Genomic DNA, 19,329 nt, shown 5'->3' on the forward strand with positions numbered 1-19,329 from the left:
AGCCATCAGGACGAACAAGGAGGATGGGCCCATGGCGACCAGCGTCTCGCTGCAAAAGATCATCAAGCGCTATGGCGAACTTCAGGTCGTCCACGGCATCGACCTCGAGATCGAACCGGGGGAATTTACCGTCTTCGTCGGCCCATCCGGCTGCGGCAAGTCCACGCTGCTGCGCATGATCGCCGGGCTGGAGCCGATTTCCGGCGGCGCGCTCTATCTGGACGGCACCCGCATGAACGATGTTCCCGCCTCCAAGCGCGGCATCGCCATGGTGTTCCAGTCCTATGCGCTTTATCCGCATATGTCGGTCTACAAGAACCTCGCCTTCGGCCTGGAGACGGCCGGCATGAAGAAGCAGGAGATCCACCCGCGCGTCGAAAAAGCCGCCGAGGTCCTGCAGATCACCCAGCTCCTGCAGCGCAAGCCGAAGCAGCTTTCCGGCGGCCAGCGCCAGCGCGTTGCCATTGGCCGCGCCATCGTGCGCGAGCCCAACATCTTCCTCTTCGACGAGCCGCTCTCCAACCTTGACGCCGAGTTGCGCGTGCAGATGCGCGTCGAGATCGCCCGGTTGCACCAGCGACTCGGCAACACGATGATCTACGTCACCCACGACCAGACCGAGGCCATGACCATGGCCGACAAGATCGTGGTGCTGAACGGCGGCAAAATCGAGCAGGTCGGCGCGCCGCTCGATCTCTACAACAAGCCGAAGAACAAGTTCGTCGCCGGCTTCATCGGTTCGCCGAAGATGAACTTCCTTGGCGCAAAGATCGTCGCCTCCGACGACGGCTCCGCCGTGATCGACCTCCACGGCCAGACCATCCGCCTGCCGCGCCGGCTCGGCGGCATCCAGCCCGGAGATACCGTCACGCTCGGCGCGCGGCCGGAACACCTGAATGTCGGCGATCGCGGCCTGGCGCTCGGCAGTGCCCATGTCGACCTTGTCGAACATCTCGGCGGCCAGACGATCCTCTATGCCACCCTGCACGGAGGCCAGTCACTGACGATCGCGCTGGAAGACCAGCAGGCGATCCGCGCCGGCGAAACGGTGAATATCCGCATCGATCCCGAGCGCTGTCATTTATTCGGACCGGATGGGACAACGTTGTAAGAAGGCTGCTGACGCAGGTGGGGCCTGCTCGCCCCTGGTGGGCGAGAATGCAGAAGCTGGGGATTAGGCGGGGGTTCGTCCCTCGTCTAATTCCTAGTTTTTACAAGAGCGGGGTAGGTATGGACGCATTCAGTTTCCGGCCTGCTATCGCAAGAATCGGACCTCCGCTCTTGCAATTTCAATGGCTTGGAATTTGCCGCCGATCATCAAACTTCGATTATTCGCCGGCTACCGATGGCTTTGATCTGACCCGCAGGAACCGTCTCGGTCGTCGTTCCCGCTCTCGGATGCAATCTTAACCGCCTCGTGACACCAGGCGCCAGATGGAACCAGTCATCCTCCACCCGATAGGCTTCGAAATCGACCTGGACCGACTGCGCCAACCGATCGCTGCGCAGATCGAGGAACCAGTCGCCATCCTGCTGTGAAACGGATGCCGCGATTTCCGCCGCGTGGAAGGCTTTCGTCCTGCCTAAAGGAAAATGGAAAGCCTCAGCAATCAGCGTGCCCGTGTCTCGTGCCGTAAGCTGCGCCACCGTGACATCATGCGACGGCGGACCAAAGCGGAAGGCATAAGTGGTATCGAAGAAGGCGCCGAACAGATCGGTACAGGCGATCTTGTTCTTGGAACGAGCCTCGATCGATAGCTCTCGTTTTCCACCCACGCCCCTCTGCCGTCCGTCGCGCAGGCAGGAGACTTCAAGATCGAGCTCAAGCGCCAGATCACTCTCGTTGATCACATGCACGTCGAGGCCGTTCGTACCCTCGTCGGTCAGCAGCACCTGCACCGGCCGGAAGGCGCGGCGCAGCGCATACCATACGGGCTTTGGTTCGCCGGTCGAATCGATCACGCCCCAGCCGGGGCCGGGCAGCAGATCCTGCAGCGTCCAGACAAGGGCGCCGTTGCAGCCAGAACCCTGCCTGCGCCATTCCGTATAGGTCGCCTCTGCGACTTCGCCGGTGACAGCACGCGACAGAGCAAGATAGAGGTCAGAGTCCTCCCGCCGCAGCCGATCCGGCTCGAAACCGTAGAGCTCTCTAAGATAATGATCCCGCACATCCTCGAAATCCCAGGAGGCGCCGCGATCGCGCGGCACGCGCTCCTTCCATAGCGGACTATGCACCGGAGGGACCGGCAGATGCCGCGACAGCGTCCTGGCCTGCGGCACATGCGCGAAAGCCAGGCTTTCCGCCGCGAAACGGACATCAGCACGACGCGCGTCGGCGAGCGGCCGCATATAGGCGCCGACGCCGTAATAATGCGTCACCCCCTCATTCGCGGAAAACGGCATGGCGCCGCCGGAAGGCGAGTTGACGACATAGGGCACATCGGGCCGCAGCGACTGCACGACCGCTGGAATGATCTCCTCGACGATCGGGCTTGCCCAAAACCGTTCCGGCAAACCAAGCATCGCGGCCTGCTGATGCATTTCGCTGCCGCCGCAAAGCACAGCGAGCGAAGGCGACAACCTCGTGCCGGAGAGAAACTGCGAGACTTCCGCCTCGACATGGGCGTTAAAATCCTTGTCGCCCTTCGGATAATCGAAATTGGCGAACATGAAATCCTGCCAGACCAGCAGACCCAGCTCGTCGCAGAACTTGAAGAACTCCGGCGTCTCATAGGCCATGGTACCGCCGATGCGGATCATGTTCATGCCGGCCTCCGCCGCCAGCCGCAGCCAGGGCTCGTAATCGTCGCGGCCACCGGGCAGCCGCACGATATCCGCCGTCGTCCAGACCGCGCCACGGCAGAAGATGCGCTCGCCATTGAGGATCAGGCCGAAATCCCGGCCATCCGTGCCGCGATCGATGGCGAGCCGGCGAAAGCCGGTACGTCCGAGCGGATGCTCGACGCCATCGATCATCAGCGTAACGTCATGGAGATGCGGTGTGCCATGCGTATGCAACCACCATGGCGTCACGCCAGGAATTTTCAGGATCGCCGTGCAGCGGCCATGGCTATCTCGCTCGAAAGCCTGCTCGACCTCGCCGCAGCGGAGGATGACCTCGCTCACATGTCCTTCGATCGACAGCGAGGCATAAAGCCGTCCCTCGCCGTCCTCCAACAGGTCTGGACGCAGCGAAAGGTCGCGAATGATTGGCTTCTGCGGACGCAGCAGCGACACCGGTCGCCATGGCCCGACGGCCTGGATTTCCGGGCACCAGCCGGGCATGTGGCCAAGCAGGGTCGTACGCACCAGCCGCAACCCTTGCGGCGTGATCATCTGCGGCCGCCAGCGGGCGCGCGGGCCGGGCTCAGTAAGGCGCGGCTCCAGCGCTCTGAAACACAGCGCCAATTCGTCGCCGCCCTGCAGATGGACGGCAAGATCATGCGCTTCGAACATGCTCTCGGAGACGAGGATTTTCCGTCCGTTCAGGAAGACTTCGCAGAGCGTCGCCAATCCCTCGAGCCGCAGCACGGCATCGCCGGCCTCGGCATCGACCAACCGGCAGAGATACCAGGCGTCCCGGTCGTTGAGCGGATGCGGATGTTCCCGGTCGAAAAGCCCGGCCTTTTCCAGTGCCTCGGCCACGGTGCCTGGCACCGGCGCCGGGATGAGACCGGCTGAAGACGACAGGTCCGACGGCGAAGCGCAGGCACCCGCATCCGTCAGAACCAGATTCCATCCTTCGCTCAGCGGCGTCTTGCCGCTGATATCAGCCAAACGCCCGTGCATCGGATCCCTAAAGCTTTTGTTCCAGCAGCCCCATCATGGAATCCCATGCATCCGCCGCCGGATCAAGCGCCGTCTGCAACGGCTCAAATTTCTTGCGCGTTATGGCGCGGGCGAGCTGAAACTGCACGGATTTCGCCACTTCAGAAATCCGCCGTGCCTGCGCGGAAACCTCGGCAAAATCCGCCGACAGCCAATCGAGATGGCTGCCCGCCAGCTCGAAATTGGCACCGAGCTGGCGCAGCGTGTTGAAGGCATATTTATGGAAGAAACCGAAGGGCCGCTCGGCCAAGGCCTCCACCTGCGCCGGGAAAACCGCCGCGAAAGCGCGGATGGGATTGGCGACGGGACGGCGGCGGAAATGGAGAGCCAGGAGCTGTCTCGACGTCTGCCGGATAGCCGCCTCGCCGGGCTTGATCTGCGGAAACTTCGCGAATTCCGTATAGGGCAGGAAGGGCAGATCTTCGTCCGTCAGATGCAGCTGGAACAGTCCGTCGAAATCCTCGCCCGTGAGGTGAAAGAAACCACCATTGTGGAAATAATCGAGCTTGCGGCCCGCCAGATCCAGCCGGTTAATGGCGACCGTCGTCTTGCCATGCTCACGGCGATAACCGACGCCCTGCGTGTCGGGCATGTAGAAGGAATCCATCTCGACGAGGCAGAGCCGGCCGCGGCTGATCTGCTCGGCGACATGGCGCTCAACCTTGTCGTAGATCGCCAGCTCCGTGCAGCGGATGCCGTAGAGAGCCTCTAGATCCTCGAGCGGCGCCTTGAAGAATGTGAACTGATCGCCCTCGAAATCCTGGCCCATCGTAAAACCGAGCATGGCTTCCGGCGGCAGTTTCAGGCTCGCCAGCACTTCGATCCAGAGATCGATATAGCAATTGGTTTCCGGCCACATGCGCTCGCTGTCGTGCAGCGCATGTGGTTTGTAGGCGGCAGGATCCAGGCCCGCAAAGATGGAAGCCACGATCAGCCCCACAGCGCCTTGCGCACGCTCTCGGGCCAATCCTTGGTATCGAGACCATGATGATGGAACAGCGCCAGCGCGATGCGCTCCAGGCCGAAGCCGACGCAGGCCGTATGCGCCACACTGCCATCCGCAAAATTCAGGCCCCATTTCGCGCCGAAGGCGTCCTGGTGATAGTTGAAGCTCATGCAGGCGGTCGGGTTGGCGGACGATGTGATCGGGATCAGCAGCTCGAACTTCAGGTTCTGGTCGCGCTGGTTGTTGGCGAGCATCTTGCCGGCGCGGCCGAAGAAGGGATCGTTGGCAACATCGATGACGACGTCGAGGCCGACGGCCTTCATCATCTCGATACCGCGATCCATCCAGCTCTGGCGGAAGTCGGTCACATGCGTGTCAGTGCCCATGCAGACATATTCGCGCATGCGGAACAGCTGCTGGCGAGCCGGATCCTTGGAGGGCTCATGGCGGAAGCAATAGGATTGCAGGTCGAACAGCGCACCGGATTCCGGCAGGGGACCGCGCTTGGCGACGGTCGGATAAAGCGGATAGCAGGCCGCCGGCGTCAGCACGATATCAGTCGCTTGCTGATCCTTGGTCCAGTCCTCACCGACTTCCATACATTTCAGCAGGCTCATATGGTCGAGCTCGCTGCCGCAGAAGCTGTGCACCGTACCGGCGAGCTGCGGAAAACTCTTCATGTAGCCGCTGGTCTCGAAGAAGGCGCGGTTCATGCCCGGCGGAAAGCGAATGGCTTCGGCGCCATCGGCACCGCCGAACTTGTCGATCAGCCGCTCGAAGGCGGCGATGACATCTTCGAACTGGCCGCTGCGGCCATAAAGACCGTCAACGCCGGTGTCGATCAGAAGACCGGATTCGAAAAGGCGGTCGAGAAACGATGTTTGCATATCCATGACGATTACCCCAACAGGCTGGTATCTTGTTTGTGGACGAGCAGCATGGTCGACGTATTGCCGAGAATGCGGTCATTCGAGATCATCAATTGAGCGGAATGGGCGTCACGCAGATGGCGTCCGAGGCTATAGGGCGTGCCGTTCTTGTAGCCCATGATGCCGCAGATCAGCATGGCGTGGTTGATAATCGGCAGGATCATCTCCGACGACGCAATCTTGACGTTGTTCATCGCCACGGCAAAGGCCATCGAGGACAACCGATCGGCATCGGCCTTCGCCTCTTCGTAGGTTCTCAGCCCGGCGACGACATTGGATTTCACCATCTGCAGCAGGCCGGAGACTTCCGCCAGCCGCAGCGCGCCGGGCGGTGACGAGCCGGGCGATTTGCGGGCGGCGGCGCGTACGAAAGCCTGGGCGCGGGCAACGGCATCGGCGGCGATGCCGTACCAGACACCACTCCAGAGCAGATGCGAGCTTGCCAGCATCGACTGCGCGGCAATCTCGGCAAAGGGTTTCGGCAGGATCTGCACGGCCGGCGCTTCGCCCTTGAAGAGGAAGCCGTCGGAACAGGTGCCGCGCATGCCGAGCGTGTTCCACTCGACGGAGCGTTCAAGCGTATATTGATTTCTCAGAAAAACGGTCAGTACCTGATCGGACGAAGCCGCTTCGGCATGGCTGCGCGAGGTGATCAGGATCGCATCGGCATGGGCGCCATAGGAGATGACGGTCGCGTCTTTCTCCAGAAAACAGGTCTCGCCCTCGACCTTGATGGCGCAAATGCTGTTGCGCAGATTGCCGCCGATCCCACCTTCCGTGGTCGCCGAGGCCAGCAGAAGCTGTTCCTTGGCGATGCGGCGCATGAAATCACGGTGCCAATCGCTGCCGGCGCCGTGTTCGACCAGGCTCGACAGCTTGATCTGATGCATGGCGAAAACCATGGCACTGGCGGCACAAGCCTGCCCGAGGATGGAGCAAAGCTCGGCGATCTCGGTGATCGACGCGCCCTCGCCGCCGAGATCGGCGGGAATCTGGATCGACAGCAGCTTCTCGGCCCGCATCGCCTCGACTGCCTCGCGTGGGAAGCGGCCTTCGACGTCGACCGCATCGGCATACTTGCCGGCAATCGCCGCGACACGCGCGGCCCGCGCCGTCATCGTGTCGTCTGCCCCGACCAAAGCGACCGCCACGTTCATCAGGCGACCTTTCGGCTGTCCAGGATCATGCCGACCGTCTTTTCGATGGCAACGATGCTGGCAAAGGACTTGCGGTTGAGCAGATTGTCGGGAAATTCGATATCGAAGGCATCCTCGATACCGAGCATCAATTGCACCGACGCAAAGGAAGACAGCCCCGCCACATAGAGATCGGCATCATCGGCAATCTGATCCATGGTCACGGGAAGCGCGCCGAACTTGGCCAGCAAATCGCGAATCGTCTCATTCATCCGTAGTCCCTCCAGGCAATCGCAACATGACGGCGACAACACCGCCTTAATCTTGAGCCAGGAAGTAACAGGTAAAATAGAACATTCCGCTAAGCGACGTGGTAAATATAACCAGGATATACTTGGCAAGAAAATCTGATATTTAAGCGAAACCTAAATGAAGTTTACGATATTTAAGCCATACAACCTATCGTTTATGAGGCAATATCTTGGAATTCTAAAATTTACAGGGGATTGCTTGCGAAAAAATGGCACTTGTCGGCAAGGTTAATGTGCCGATTTGTGAAAGGCTTTTCACTCAGAAAAAGCCATGTAGCGACCGCCGTGACGTAAGAAGAAACACAATATAGCCGCCCTACTCCTTCGGCGGATAGACATGCTCGCCGCCGCGATAGTCCGAGATGGAATAGCAGCCTTCGCCGACGTCACGAACCGCGCTCTTGCCGATATCCGCCTTGCCGTGGCCACCGGGAATGTCGAGAATATAGGTTGGCTGGCAAAGGCCGGAGATACGGCCGCGCAACGCCGCGACGATTGCCTGGCCCTCCGCGATCGTCAGCCGGAAATGGCTGGTGCCGGGGGCAAGATCAGGGTGGTGCAAATAATAGGGCTTGATCCGAGTTTCGACGAAAGCCTTCATCAATGAAGCCAGCACGTCCGGATCGTCATTGACGCCCTTCAGCAGTACGGACTGGCTGACCAGAACGATGCCTGCATCCACCAGCTGGGCGCAGGCGGCGCGCGCCTCCGCCGTCAGTTCGCGCGGATGGTTGGCATGCAGCGCCAGATAGACGGTCTTGCCGCTTGCCTTTAGTGCCGCAATCAGCGCTGCGTCGATCTTCAGCGGATCGACGACGGGCACGCGGGTATGGAAGCGGACGATTTTCACATGCTCGATATCGGCAAGCTGCCGCAGCATCTCCTCCAGCCGGCGTGGTGACAGCACCAGCGGATCGCCGCCGGTGAGGATGACCTCCCAGATCTCCTGATGATCGCGGATATAGGAAAAGGCGGCATCCAACGCCGCGCCATCCAGCGTCCCGAGCCCTTGCGGCCCGACCATCTCGCGGCGGAAACAGAAACGGCAATAGACCGGGCAGACATGCACGGCCTTCAGCAAAACGCGGTCGGGATAGCGATGGACGATGCCCTCGACCGGACTATAGGCATGATCGCTGATCGGATCGGCTCGCTCCTCCGGCGTGACGACGAGTTCGGCCATATCCGGCACGAATTGCCGGGCGATCGGGTCGGCGGGGTCGGCCTTGTCGATCAACCGGGCAATCGTCGGCGTCAGGGCGATGGCATAACGCTCCGCCACCGCCTCGAGCGAAAGCGCCTCGGCGCTATCGATCAGTCCGGCCTGCTCAAGGTCATCGACAGTTCTGATTGGGCGCATCACATTCATGAACCAAACTCCGATACTGGCGCCCAGAGCACCTGCTCGATCCTGGAAGCCCCGGTTGCCAACATTACCAGTCGGTCGAAGCCCAGCGCAATGCCGCTCGCCTCCGGCATGACGGCCAGCGCCTGCAGAAAATCCTCGTCCAGCGGATAGGTCTCGCCATAGATGCGCGCCTTCTCCGCCATCTCGATCTCGAACCGCCGCCGCTGCTCCGCAGCATTGGTGAGCTCGCCGAACGCATTGGCAAGCTCGACGCCGCAGGCATAGAGCTCGAAACGCTCGGCGACACGATGATCCCGAGCCGAAGGCCGGGCAAGCGCCGCCTCCGAAACCGGATACTCATCGAGGATCGTCGCCCGGCCAAACCCGAGGTAGGGCTCAACCTTCTCGACCAGCACGCGGCTGAAAAGGTCGGGCCAATGGTCGTCATCGGCAACCCGCATGCCGACACGCCGCATCTCGGCCGCCAGATGCTCGCGATCCGTCGACCCGTCGCGGCCGACCGACCCGAGCAGATCGATCCCGGCATGACGCTCGAAGGCGGCGGCAACGCTGACACGCTCCGGCGCGAGGAACGGATCGGTTTCGGCACCGCGATAGGTCAGCTTTTGCGCCCCGACCGTCTCCGCCGCCAGCGCCAGCAACTGGGCGCAATCATTCATCAGCGTCTCATAAGTTTCGCCGGCCCGATACCATTCCAGCATGGTGAATTCCGGATGGTGCAGCGGCCCGCGCTCGCGATTGCGATAGACATGAGCAAAACAGGCGATGCGTTCCTCGCCGGCGGCAAGCAGCTTCTTGCAGGCGAACTCCGGCGAGGTATGCAGATAGAAGGGCGCCGCCTGGCCGTCCGTCGTCAGCGCCTCGGTGACGAAGGCATGTAGATGCGCCTCATTGCCCGGTGACACCTGCAGCGTCGCCGTATCGACCTCGATGAAGTCGTTACGCGCGAAGAAACCGCGCAGCGCCGCCTGGATGGCGTTGCGGCCAAGAAGGAACGGCCGCCGGTCCGCATGAACGCCGCGGGTCCACCAAGGGGACGCTCTGCTGCTCGTTGGCTCCATCACTCGCTTTCTTCTCCGGACCACCGGGGGTGGGGGTAGCTATTTCCGCTGATTTAGGGTAGTTGCGCCCCCAAGCAAACAATAGCTGCGTCTCGAGGTGCACTTTGACAGTCCTCTACGACGCAAAACGCAGCGTTACAAGGAAGTCTTATGGTCAAGGTCATCGCCTCTTCGGTCCGCAAGGGCAACGTTCTCGACGTCGACGGCAAGCTCTACGTCGTTCTCACCGCCGCGAACTTTCATCCGGGCAAGGGTACGCCGGTCACGCAGGTCGACATGCGCCGCATCGTCGACGGCGTTAAGGTGTCCGAACGCTGGCGCACCACCGAGCAGGTCGAGCGCGCTTTCGTCGAAGACGTGAACTTCCAGTATCTCTATGAAGACGGCGAAGGCTTCCACTTCATGAACCCGGTCTCCTACGATCAGGTCGTCGTCGATGTCGAAACCATGGGCGACCAGAAGGCCTTCCTGCAGGAAGGCATGACCTGCGTCCTGTCGATGCATGAAGGCATTGCGCTGGCGCTTCAGCTGCCGCGCCACGTCACGCTGGAAATTGCCGAGACGGAACCGGTCGTCAAGGGTCAGACGGCATCGTCTTCCTACAAACCTGCTATCCTGTCGAACGGCGTGCGCACCCTGGTGCCGCCGCACATCAACGCCGGCACCCGCGTCGTCATCGCCACGGAAGACGTTTCCTACGTCGAGCGCGCCAAGGACTGAGCGATCGGCCTTGTGGTTTTATGAAAAACGCCCTGTCTTACGACGGGGCGTTTTTGCTTTTGGGGTCCTGGTATGACGATGGCGAGACGAATGCTTGAAATACCTAAGTTGTTAGGTTATTTTCTCTCATGGTCACGATTCTTCGTCAGCATGGGATGCGCTTCGTCATCTATACCGCCGACCACGAGCCTCCCCATGCGCATGTTGTCGGTGAAGGTGAAGCGCGTATCGATATCGTCAATCTATCGGTCATCACTCAAGGCGGGATGTCTGACAGAGACGTTCGTCGAGCGGTGGAAGTCATAGAAGCGAACCAGCAATTGTTCCTCGACACCTGGAGAAAGTATCATGGTTGAAATCACTGATGCGGAACTGGCCCAGGCAAAGCAACGCTGGGAGGCCGAACGCGCCGAGAGGCCCATTCCAGCCTCAGTGCGCTTCGATGATCAATCGGAACGCATCATTGTTGAATTTACAAACGGGGCAGCTTTCATGTTCCCGGCCCGCTCTTTAGAAGGCCTGGAAGAAGCAAGTGCCGTGCAATTGGCTGAAGTCGAGCTCCTGGGCGAGACGGGGCTGCATTGGGAGAGTCTGGACGCCGACTACACGATTGCCGGTCTCATGAGCGGAATCTTCGGCACAAAGGCATTCATGGAAGTCCAGCGCCGCGGCGGCCAATCCCGCTCGCCCGCGAAAATTGCGGCAAGTCGCGCAAACGGCGCCAAAGGCGGCCGTCCCAAGAAATCTGCGGAGCGCTCCTGATCGAGGCCTATTACCGAGACGGCGCATTCGCCTTCTTGGTATCAACCTCCGGTTCCTCGTCCGGTGCCGGCGGCGCGGTTGCGGCAATGACCTCCTCCTCGTGCGGCACCAGCGCCTGCAGATGCAGGACGCGCGGCGACATCGCCTGGAGATAGGCGTCGGAGCGGCCGATATAGATCACGGTCGCATCAGCAAATTCTGTCAGCAGCGCCGAGAACTTGGCCTGAATATCCGGCTCCAGTCCTTCCATCACTTCGTCGAGGATGATCCATTTCGGCTTCGACAACAGCAGATGTGCAAAGGCGATGGCCTTTTGCTCGTCATTGTCCAGCAGTCGGTCCCAGCGCGCCTGCGTGTCGAGCCGGGCCTTCAGGCGGCCAAGGCCGACCTTGTCCATCGCGGCTTCGACGGCCGCATCATCATAGGCATCCCGATCCTCGGGAAAGCAGATCGCTTCCCTGAGCGTGCCGCCCGGCACATAGGGCGTGTGCGGCATGAACAGCATGTCTTCCATCGGCGGCATGCTGATCGTGCCGGATCCGCAATTCCATTGATGCGCCAGCGACTGGAACAGCAGCCTGCGGTTCACGCCATGATCGCCATTGACCATGATATGCTCGCCGGTGACAATCGTGACCGAGCCCTCGCGGATGCGGAAGCCATTTTCCATGGCATCCTCGCTGGTCTTGGTGGAAATCTCCATGTCGGTCCACACCATCGTGCCAGGAGGCGCCTGGTCGAAGGTGATGGTGTGCGGCATCGGCGTCGTATCATCCATTTCCATCAACGCCTGGCGGAAATCGGTGACGCGCATCAGCGTCGCGCGCCATTCGGCGATCGGCCCGAAATTGGCGACATACCAGCGCAAGGCCGTATTGACCTGATTGAAGGCGCCGACCGCGACCATCAGCTGGCCGAAGGTCAGCCCGCCGGAGAAATAGGCAGGTGCGGCCACCAGGATCGGGATGATCAGCACCAGCCAGCCATAACCGGCCGAAACCCAGGTGAGATTGGTATTGGCGATGGCAAGCTGGCGGATAACGGCAAGCACGGCGGAAATATCGAGATTGATCCGCCGGCGCTCATTCTCCTGACCGCCGGCAATGGTGATTGCCGGCATATGTTCGTTGGCATGCATCAGCGCGAAGCGCAGCTCGGCTTCCTTGGAATAGCGGTCGGCATTCAGCCGCACCAGCCGGCGGCCGACGAACTGACTGAGAAACGACGCCGAACCAGCATAGATGATCGCCGCCCAGACCATGTAGCCGGGGATCGAGAAGCTCATGTCGTTATAATGGAAGACCATGCCGCTCGACAGCTCCCAGAGCACGCCGATAAAGCTCAGGAGCAGGATGGTCGCCTGCACCAGGCCGATCGCCAGGCCGGTCGTGCTCTCAGCGAGATTGCGGGCATCCTCGTGCAGTCGCTGGTCGGGATTGACGCCGATCAGGCCGGAGGAGGCAAGCCGAAGGGCGCGCTTGGCCTTCAGCCATTGATCGACGAGATCGCGCGCCAGGCCCTCGCGCATATAGAGCGCGGTCATCTGGTTGAACCAGGCCTGGATGACATTAAGGATCAGAAGCGAGCCGGCAATGATGCCGAAAACGCCGAGCTGGTGGAAGAATGCGCCGGTATCGCGCCGCGCCAGCGAATCATAGAAAGGCGCATTCCAGCTGTTGAGCAGGACCTGGACATAGGCCGTGACCAGAATGATCACGAACAACGCGACCGTGAGCGAAATGATCCTGATGCGGACCGCCGAACCCCAAAAGGCGGAAAACATCATCCGCAGCCGATAGAGAACACTGAAATCGTATCCGACCCGGTCGTTTCCCTGAATATTCGGCGCGGCTTGCGTTTCAACTGCCATCAACACTTCCCTGCGACGCACGTATTGTCAGTTAACCATCACCTGCCCACATGTCCATCCATGCAATTCATCAGGGCGATCACGTTCAATATATACACCGTCTCATGCCTTGAACCGAATAAGGCCAGGGATTAGCTTGCGCCTCAAATATTGATGAAAGCCTTCCGATGCAATTTCAGGGAACTGCGGACTATATTGCCGACAAGGATTTGATGGTGGCCGTCAATGCCGCGATCCGGCTGGAGCGTCCGCTTCTGGTCAAGGGCGAGCCGGGCACCGGCAAGACGGAACTGGCCCGCCAGGTGGCAACCGCCCTCGGTCTCGACCTCATTGAATGGAACATCAAATCGACCACCAAGGCGCAGCAGGGCCTCTACGAATATGATGCCGTCTCGCGCCTGCGCGATAGCCAGCTGGGCGACGAGCGCGTCCATGACGTCCGCAATTACATTCGGCAAGGCAAGCTCTGGCAGGCCTTTACGGCGCAGAAGAAATGCGTGCTGCTGATCGACGAGATCGACAAGGCCGATATCGAATTCCCGAACGACCTGCTGCAGGAACTCGACCGCATGGAGTTCCACGTCTACGAAACGGGCGAAACCATCCGCGCCGCCATCAGGCCGATCGTCATCATCACCTCCAACAACGAAAAGGAGCTGCCGGATGCCTTCCTGCGCCGCTGCTTCTTCCATTACATCCGCTTTCCCGACGTCGAGACACTGACGCGCATCGTCGAAGTACATTATCCCGGCATCAAGCAAACGCTGGTGCGGGCGGCACTCACGCAATTCTTCGAGATCCGCGATGTGCCGGGCCTGAAAAAGAAGCCGTCCACCTCCGAGGCACTCGACTGGATCCGCCTCCTTGTCGCCGACGATGTCGACCCAGTGACCTTGCGCAGCGATGCAAAAACCGTCCTGCCGAAGTTGCACGGCGCGCTGTTGAAGAACGAGCAGGATGTCCATCTCTTCGAACGCCTCGCCTTCATGGCGCGGGGTCAGGGGAAGTAGTACCACTGACCGCATTTTCCGCGAATGGAGTGATTGCAACCACCCGTCCCCGCCCTTCGAGGCTCCGGCTTTCAGCCTCCGCACCTCAGGGTGAGGACTGATCTCCCCATCTCCGGCGGCGAAACTCTCTCCACCTCACCCTGAGGTGCCTTGGGGTTTAAGCGTCAGCGCGAACACCAAGGCCTCGAAGGGCGAGGTGGCCTCCGGACAGGATTGCACACAAGCACTTCTTGATCACCTGTAAGCTGCAACCGACATCTGACGATGGCAGCCAACCACCCTAGAGCTTCCCCATTGACCGACAGAGGCCGCGGGTTTATTGAATTTCCCTTGTGGTGATTTGGCCGGCCGGCTTGCAGCCACGTTAAATAAGTCGCTAAAGGGCCGCGTGCGGACCGGTAGCGATTCATGATCGCGGCCGGTTTTTGTTTTTTGGTCGAGTGGTAACGATGCCCATCAAGATTCCCGACACGCTGCCCGCGTTCGAAGCCCTTCAAAACGAGGGTGTGCGGGTGATGACTGAGACGATGGCGATCCGTCAGGATATCCGTCCCCTGCAGATCGGGCTTCTCAACCTCATGCCGAACAAGATCAAGACCGAGGTGCAGATGGCGCGCCTGGTCGGCGCTTCGCCGCTGCAGGTCGAGTTCTCGCTGGTGCGCGTCGGCGGCCACAAGGCCAAGAACACCTCCGAGGAACATCTGCTCTCCTTCTACCAGACCTGGGAAGAGGTGAAGCACCGTAAGTTCGATGGCTTCATCATTACCGGCGCGCCGATCGAGCTCCTGGAGTACGAAGAGGTCACCTACTGGGATGAGATGAAGCAGATCTTCGACTGGACGGCGACCAATGTCCATTCGACGCTGAACGTCTGCTGGGGCGCCATGGCGGCGGCCTACCACTTCCACAAGGTGCCGAAGTATACGCTGAAGGAGAAAGCCTTCGGCGTCTATCGCCACCAGAACCTGAAGCCGTCCTCGGTCTATCTCAACGGCTTCTCCGATGACTTCGCCGTGCCGGTATCACGCTGGACGGAAGTGCGCCGCGCCGACATCGAGAAGGTGCCGAACCTCGAGATCCTGATGGAGTCGAGCGAAATGGGCGTCTGTCTCGTGCATGAACGGGCCTGCAACCGGCTCTACATGTTCAATCATGTGGAGTATGATTCCACGTCGCTGGCGGACGAGTATTTCCGGGATGTGAATGCCGGCGTTCCGATCAAGATGCCGCATAATTATTTCCCGCATAACGACCCGGAAATCGCGCCGCAGAACCGCTGGCGCAGCCATGCGCATCTGTTCTTCGGCAACTGGATCAACGAACTCTACCAGACCACGTCTTACGATCTGGAGGAGATCGGCAACGAGAGGTCCTGACCCTTGTTCATTCCCTTCTTCCTGAAACTGAAGGAAGCGAAGGTTCCGGTAACGCTCCGGGAATTCCTGTCGCTTCTGGAGGGAATGGAGGAAGGGATCGCCGACTATGACGTCGAAGCCTTTTACTATCTGGCCCGCACGACGCTGATCAAGGACGAGCGCTTCATCGACCGTTTCGACCAGGTCTTCGCCGATTATTTCCGTGGCGTCGAGGCGATCGGCGGCGGCCCGGAGACAGTCGAGGCGGCCACCATTCCCGAGGAATGGCTGCGCAGGCTCGCTGAGAAACATCTGACGGAAGAGGAAAGGAAGCTGGTCGAGGCGCTCGGCGGCTTCGAAAAACTGATGGAGACGCTACGCCAGCGCCTCGACGAACAGAAGGGCCGGCATCAGGGCGGCTCGAAATGGATCGGCACGGCGGGCACCTCGCCCTTTGGCGCGCATGGCTACAATCCCGAAGGCGTCCGCATCGGCCAGGAGACCTCCAATCACCGCAAAGCGGTGAAGGTCTGGGACCGGCGCGAGTTCCAAAATCTCGACGACGGCGTCGAGCTCGGCACCCGCAACATCAAGCTGGCGCTGAAACGGCTGCGCCGCTGGGTGCGCGAAGGCGCCGCCGACGAACTCGACCTCTCCGGCACGATCCGCTCCACCGCCGAACACGGCTATCTCGACGTCCAGACACGGCCGGAGCGGCGCAACGCCGTCAAGCTACTGATGTTCTTCGATATTGGCGGCTCGATGGACGATCACATCCGCGTGGTCGAGGAACTCTTCTCCGCCGCCCGCGCCGAATTCCGCCACATGGAATATTTCTACTTCCACAATTGCCTCTATGAAGGTGTTTGGAAGGACAATCGCCGCCGGCGCGTCGACATCACCGCGACATCAGACCTGATCCGCACCTTCGGCCCCGACTACCGCATCGTCTTCGTCGGCGACGCCTCGATGAGCCCCTACGAAATCACTCAAGGCGGCGGCTCGGTCGAACACTGGAACAAGGAAGCCGGCGAGGTCTGGCTCAACCGCATGACCGGCCATTTCCGCAAATGCGTCTGGCTCAACCCCGTGCCCGAGGACTATTGGAGCCACACCACCTCGATCTCGATCGTCCGCCGCCTGTTTTCCGACCGGATGTATCCGCTGACGCTGGGTGGGCTGGAAAAGGCGACGCGGGAATTGTCGCGGTGATTGATATTTCCTGGCTTGGTGAGGGTCAGGCAGTTCCGCCGATGCCGCGTCCTTGTGCCTGGCCCCTCACCCTAGCCCTCTCCCCGCAAGCGGGACGAGGGGACGACGGCGCAAAACAATCAGCCTCACCACACGAACAGAAGCGGCGTTGGGCATTGTAGAGCCCCCTCTCCCCGCATAAGCGGGGAGAGGGCTGGGGTGAGGGGCCGCGCGCAGAGCTTGATCGACGAAAATGGGCAGGGCCTATGCGGCTGCCTTACGGTAGGCCGTGACGACCAGCCAGATTGCCGAGAGCAGGAAGTAAAATGCGCCGAACCCGACATAAGGGGCGATGTCCAGAATCGTCGGCGCCACCGCACCAAGGGATCGACTGATCATGAAACCACCGGCCAGCGCCGACTGGGCACCACTCAGGATCATCACCCATTGTGCGCCATAGAGACGCCAACGCCGTACCGCCGTGTACAGTTGCAGAAGACCCGAGAGGATTGCCCAAACCCCAAACACGGCCAGAACGGCATAGGTACTGTTGCTGACCGCCACGATCACGGCGAGCGCGGTTATCGTGCTGACCACGACATTCAATGCCTGGGACGGGTTGGCTTGCAGACCGCCATTTACCTGCGCGTCAATCAGATTGGCGAGAGCATCCCATGCCGGGTAGATCACAAGCAGAAAGGCAATGGGACCAGATTGCCCGCCGAAGAGAATGGCGGCAGCTATCCAGGCGATAGAGAATATAGCGCGGACGAAATAATAGGATCGTAGCCAGCCGGACTGGATTGAAGATTGGCTTTGCATCGGTAGACTCCAGTTGTAATCTACCTATTAGTAGGGAGACACAATTTTTGCGTCAACCCGGCACTCGAACACGTCTTCGTGAGAAGCGGAAGCGCCGCAATTAGAGTCGGATGATTTTAGGTCGACTCGACCTAAAATCTGAATCCGCTCTACAATCAAATAAGTAGAGCATGATGTCGTCCGAAAACCGCTTAACACTTTTCGGCATCATGCTCTATCTTGACAAATTACCTACCAGAAGGTAGGCGGCGACTGAAATCAATAACTTCCACTTCGGATAAAATTTTCGACGCCGCGCAATCTCTCATCGTCGCGGGAGGCTACAACGGGTTCAGCTATGCCGACATCTCGGCTGCAATCGGCATCAGGAAGGCGAGCATCCACCATCATTTTCCGACGAAGGCCGAACTGGTCGCGGTGCTGGTGGATCGCTACAAGCAGCAGGCGGAAGCAGGTTTAGATTCTCTTCGTGCCCAGTCCGCAAGCCCTGCCGAACAATTGCAGTCCTACCTGAATTTCTGGCAGACATGCATTCGCGATGCCTCGCTGCCCTTCTGCGTCTGTGCGATGCTCGCTAGCGAGATGCAGATGCTGCCGCAAGAGGTTGCATCCCACGTCCGTGCCCATGCTGCAGGCCGGAGCGGAGCAAAATCTGTTCCGATTGGCCAGCCAGCCGGAACAGGAGGCCCAAATGCTGATGGCAGCGGTTCACGGCGCAATGCTCTCCGCAAGGGCTTTCGGCGATCCCGGACTGTTCACTACAATCGTTACCACCCAGATCGCCCAGCCACTGACACCGCTCTAAGGGAGATGAGAGAAACCCGAACCAAGCCTTGATCGGCATTCCATCGCGCCTAAATTTCGCATTCGAACTGGTTGCGGATCGGCGCGAATGGGGGCAGGGTCTGGCCTCGAATTTATGATAGGGATGGATAAGTCGATATGACGGAAAACAGTTTGCAACGGGAAGTTTTCGGAACGACGCCAACCGGAGAAACGGTCTATCGCGTCAAGATCGTCGGCGGTGGCCTGACGGCGCATATCATCAGCTGGGGCGCCGTTATCCAGGACCTGCGGCTCGAAGGCCATAGCCCCGCCCTGCTGCTCGGCTTCGACAATTTCGCCGACTATCCGGCCCACTCCTCCTATTTCGGCGCCACGCCCGGCCGCTGCGCCAACCGCATCGGCGCCGGCCGCTTCACGCTGGATGACAAGCAATACCAGCTCGAACTCAACGAGAAGGGCGTCACCCATCTGCACGGCGGCAAGGACAACACCGCCAAGCGCAACTGGACGATCGTCGAGCACGCGGTCGACCGGGTCGTCTTGAAGATCGTCGATCCCGACGGCCGCGCCGGCTATCCCGGCAATTGCACGATCCAGGCGACCTATCGGGTGCATGGCAACGGCGAATTCTCGATCACCTATGAATCGACCAGCGACCAGCCGACGCTCGCCAATGTCTGCCAGCACGCCTATTTCAACCTCGACGGCCGCGACGACGCGCTCGGCCACGACATCATGATCGCCGCCGATCACTATACCCCGACGGATGAGAAGCAGGTGCCGACCGGCGAAGTGCGCTCCGTCGAAGGCACCGTCTTCGATTTCCGCGAAATGGCGTCGATGAAGCGCTTCGACGGCGCCGAACAGGCGCTCTACGACCATAATTTCTGCCTGTCGCCTGAGCGTACCGCCAAGCGCTCCGTGGTGCTGGCGCGCAGCGTCAATTCCGGCGTCTCGCTGGAAGTGCGCACGACCGAGCCTGGCGTGCAGTTCTATGCCGGCTTCAAGCTCGACGTGCCCGTTCCCGGCCATGACGGCCAGAAGATCGGCCCCTTCGCCGGCTTCTGCCTTGAAACCCAGGTCTGGCCGGATGCCATCAACCACGAAGGCTTCCCGAATGCCGTCCTTCGCCCCGGCGAGGTGTTGCGGCAGGAAACCGACTATATCTTCACGAAGAGCTGAGCCGACAACGCTTGATCCCGTTGGCATCGGCCGGGCGCTCATCACGCCCGG

General features: G+C 60.4%; 17 protein-coding genes, 1 pseudogene and 1 riboswitch. Of the genes and pseudogenes, 9 read left to right on the forward strand and 9 right to left on the reverse strand.

Annotation, left to right across the window (positions count from 1 at the left end):
* Nucleotides 1–31 precede the first annotated feature (31 nt).
* On the forward strand, nt 32–1,111 hold the full coding sequence (locus tag EX00_RS01630; protein ID WP_047453700.1) for an ABC transporter ATP-binding protein: 1,080 nt from the start codon (nt 32–34) through the stop codon (nt 1,109–1,111).
* A gap of 206 nt (nt 1,112–1,317) precedes the next feature.
* On the opposite strand, the gene EX00_RS01635 is transcribed toward EX00_RS01630, so the two are convergent.
* The 7 genes from EX00_RS01635 to epmA form a co-directional block, all read right to left on the reverse strand.
* On the reverse strand, nt 1,318–3,789 hold the full coding sequence (locus EX00_RS01635) for a glycoside hydrolase family 2 protein (RefSeq protein WP_047453482.1): 2,472 nt from the start codon (nt 3,787–3,789) through the stop codon (nt 1,318–1,320).
* Nucleotides 3,790–3,796: 7 nt separating this feature from the next.
* Nucleotides 3,797–4,756, reverse strand: coding sequence for a DUF1839 family protein (locus tag EX00_RS01640; RefSeq protein ID WP_047453702.1), 960 nt, complete (start codon nt 4,754–4,756; stop codon nt 3,797–3,799).
* A gap of 2 nt (nt 4,757–4,758) precedes the next feature.
* A complete protein-coding gene (locus EX00_RS01645) occupies nt 4,759–5,667 on the reverse strand; it encodes an amino acid--[acyl-carrier-protein] ligase (protein ID WP_047453484.1) in 909 nt (302 codons plus the stop codon).
* A 5-nt stretch (nt 5,668–5,672) separates the two neighbouring features.
* Nucleotides 5,673–6,860 (reverse strand): acyl-CoA dehydrogenase family protein, encoded by a 1,188-nt coding sequence (locus EX00_RS01650; RefSeq protein ID WP_047453486.1) that lies wholly within the window; start codon nt 6,858–6,860, stop codon nt 5,673–5,675.
* Nucleotides 6,860–7,111, reverse strand: a complete 252-nt coding sequence (locus EX00_RS01655; protein ID WP_047453488.1) for an acyl carrier protein — start codon at nt 7,109–7,111, stop codon at nt 6,860–6,862. The genes EX00_RS01650 and EX00_RS01655 overlap by 1 nt, the downstream gene beginning before the upstream one ends.
* A 355-nt stretch (nt 7,112–7,466) precedes the next feature.
* Nucleotides 7,467–8,519, reverse strand: coding sequence for a lysine-2,3-aminomutase-like protein (locus EX00_RS01660; protein ID WP_047453490.1), 1,053 nt, complete (start codon nt 8,517–8,519; stop codon nt 7,467–7,469).
* Nucleotides 8,516–9,580: an EF-P lysine aminoacylase EpmA gene (gene epmA, locus EX00_RS01665; protein WP_047453492.1), complete on the reverse strand. Its 1,065-nt coding sequence runs from the start codon at nt 9,578–9,580 to the stop codon at nt 8,516–8,518. The genes EX00_RS01660 and epmA overlap by 4 nt, the downstream gene beginning before the upstream one ends.
* 150 nt (nt 9,581–9,730) lie before the next feature.
* Here epmA and efp point away from each other — a divergent pair, with 150 nt between their 5' ends.
* From efp to EX00_RS01680, 3 genes are all read left to right on the forward strand, one after another.
* Nucleotides 9,731–10,300: an elongation factor P gene (gene efp, locus EX00_RS01670; protein ID WP_012652845.1), complete on the forward strand. Its 570-nt coding sequence runs from the start codon at nt 9,731–9,733 to the stop codon at nt 10,298–10,300.
* Nucleotides 10,301–10,428: 128 nt separating this feature from the next.
* Nucleotides 10,429–10,656, forward strand: coding sequence for a DUF4160 domain-containing protein (locus EX00_RS01675; protein ID WP_047453497.1), 228 nt, complete (start codon nt 10,429–10,431; stop codon nt 10,654–10,656).
* Nucleotides 10,649–11,062, forward strand: a complete 414-nt coding sequence (locus tag EX00_RS01680) for a DUF2442 domain-containing protein (protein WP_047453500.1) — start codon at nt 10,649–10,651, stop codon at nt 11,060–11,062. The genes EX00_RS01675 and EX00_RS01680 overlap by 8 nt, the downstream gene beginning before the upstream one ends.
* A 10-nt stretch (nt 11,063–11,072) precedes the next feature.
* Here EX00_RS01680 and EX00_RS01685 read toward each other — a convergent pair whose 3' ends face one another.
* Nucleotides 11,073–12,932, reverse strand: coding sequence for an ABC transporter ATP-binding protein/permease (locus EX00_RS01685; protein ID WP_047453502.1), 1,860 nt, complete (start codon nt 12,930–12,932; stop codon nt 11,073–11,075).
* Between the two features lie 167 nt (nt 12,933–13,099).
* Between EX00_RS01685 and EX00_RS01690 the strand changes: the two genes are divergently transcribed.
* The 3 genes from EX00_RS01690 (at nt 13,100) to EX00_RS01700 (ending at nt 16,509) form a co-directional block, all read left to right on the forward strand.
* The gene (locus EX00_RS01690) at nt 13,100–13,942 is read left to right on the forward strand and encodes an AAA family ATPase (RefSeq protein ID WP_037219148.1); all 843 of its coding nucleotides are present in this window, start codon (nt 13,100–13,102) and stop codon (nt 13,940–13,942) included.
* A 322-nt stretch (nt 13,943–14,264) separates the two neighbouring features.
* Nucleotides 14,265–14,342: riboswitch (SAM riboswitch) on the forward strand.
* 49 nt (nt 14,343–14,391) lie between these two features.
* On the forward strand, nt 14,392–15,318 hold the full coding sequence (gene metA / locus EX00_RS01695) for a homoserine O-acetyltransferase MetA (protein ID WP_047453506.1): 927 nt from the start codon (nt 14,392–14,394) through the stop codon (nt 15,316–15,318).
* 3 nt (nt 15,319–15,321) lie between these two features.
* Complete coding sequence (locus tag EX00_RS01700) at nt 15,322–16,509, forward strand: vWA domain-containing protein (protein WP_047453508.1); 1,188 nt, start codon at nt 15,322–15,324, stop codon at nt 16,507–16,509.
* Between the two features lie 243 nt (nt 16,510–16,752).
* Here the strand turns inward: EX00_RS01700 and EX00_RS01705 are convergent, their stop codons facing one another.
* Entirely contained in the window at nt 16,753–17,310 is a 558-nt protein-coding gene (locus EX00_RS01705; RefSeq protein ID WP_047453510.1) for a DUF308 domain-containing protein, read from the reverse strand.
* Nucleotides 17,311–17,562: 252 nt separating this feature from the next.
* On the opposite strand from EX00_RS01705, the pseudogene EX00_RS01710 reads away from it, so the two are divergent.
* Nucleotides 17,563–18,115: pseudogene (locus tag EX00_RS01710) on the forward strand (TetR/AcrR family transcriptional regulator).
* 137 nt (nt 18,116–18,252) lie between these two features.
* Nucleotides 18,253–19,278 carry an aldose epimerase family protein gene (locus EX00_RS01715; protein WP_047453511.1) on the forward strand — a complete coding sequence of 342 codons (1,026 nt, stop codon included), beginning with the start codon at nt 18,253–18,255 and terminating at the stop codon, nt 19,276–19,278.
* Nucleotides 19,279–19,329: the final 51 nt, after the last annotated feature.

The organism is Martinezella rhizogenes, assembly GCF_000799715.1.
GTDB lineage: Bacteria > Pseudomonadota > Alphaproteobacteria > Rhizobiales > Rhizobiaceae > Rhizobium > Rhizobium rhizogenes_C.

Excerpts from the sequence above, each read along its gene's own strand:
- EX00_RS01630 (WP_047453700.1), top strand. The coding sequence starts at position 32 with ATGGCGACCAGCGTCTCGCTGCAAAAGATCATCAAGCGCTATGGCGAA.
- EX00_RS01635 (WP_047453482.1), bottom strand. The coding sequence starts at position 3,789 with ATGCACGGGCGTTTGGCTGATATCAGCGGCAAGACGCCGCTGAGCGAA.
- EX00_RS01645 (WP_047453484.1), bottom strand. The coding sequence starts at position 5,667 with ATGGATATGCAAACATCGTTTCTCGACCGCCTTTTCGAATCCGGTCTT.
- EX00_RS01650 (WP_047453486.1), bottom strand. The coding sequence starts at position 6,860 with ATGAACGTGGCGGTCGCTTTGGTCGGGGCAGACGACACGATGACGGCG.
- EX00_RS01655 (WP_047453488.1), bottom strand. The coding sequence starts at position 7,111 with ATGAATGAGACGATTCGCGATTTGCTGGCCAAGTTCGGCGCGCTTCCC.
- EX00_RS01660 (WP_047453490.1), bottom strand. The coding sequence starts at position 8,519 with ATGAATGTGATGCGCCCAATCAGAACTGTCGATGACCTTGAGCAGGCC.
- epmA (WP_047453492.1), bottom strand. The coding sequence starts at position 9,580 with ATGGAGCCAACGAGCAGCAGAGCGTCCCCTTGGTGGACCCGCGGCGTT.
- efp (WP_012652845.1), top strand. The coding sequence starts at position 9,731 with ATGGTCAAGGTCATCGCCTCTTCGGTCCGCAAGGGCAACGTTCTCGAC.
- EX00_RS01675 (WP_047453497.1), top strand. The coding sequence starts at position 10,429 with ATGGTCACGATTCTTCGTCAGCATGGGATGCGCTTCGTCATCTATACC.
- EX00_RS01680 (WP_047453500.1), top strand. The coding sequence starts at position 10,649 with ATGGTTGAAATCACTGATGCGGAACTGGCCCAGGCAAAGCAACGCTGG.
- EX00_RS01685 (WP_047453502.1), bottom strand. The coding sequence starts at position 12,932 with ATGGCAGTTGAAACGCAAGCCGCGCCGAATATTCAGGGAAACGACCGG.
- EX00_RS01690 (WP_037219148.1), top strand. The coding sequence starts at position 13,100 with ATGCAATTTCAGGGAACTGCGGACTATATTGCCGACAAGGATTTGATG.
- metA (WP_047453506.1), top strand. The coding sequence starts at position 14,392 with ATGCCCATCAAGATTCCCGACACGCTGCCCGCGTTCGAAGCCCTTCAA.
- EX00_RS01705 (WP_047453510.1), bottom strand. The coding sequence starts at position 17,310 with ATGCAAAGCCAATCTTCAATCCAGTCCGGCTGGCTACGATCCTATTAT.
- EX00_RS01715 (WP_047453511.1), top strand. The coding sequence starts at position 18,253 with ATGACGGAAAACAGTTTGCAACGGGAAGTTTTCGGAACGACGCCAACC.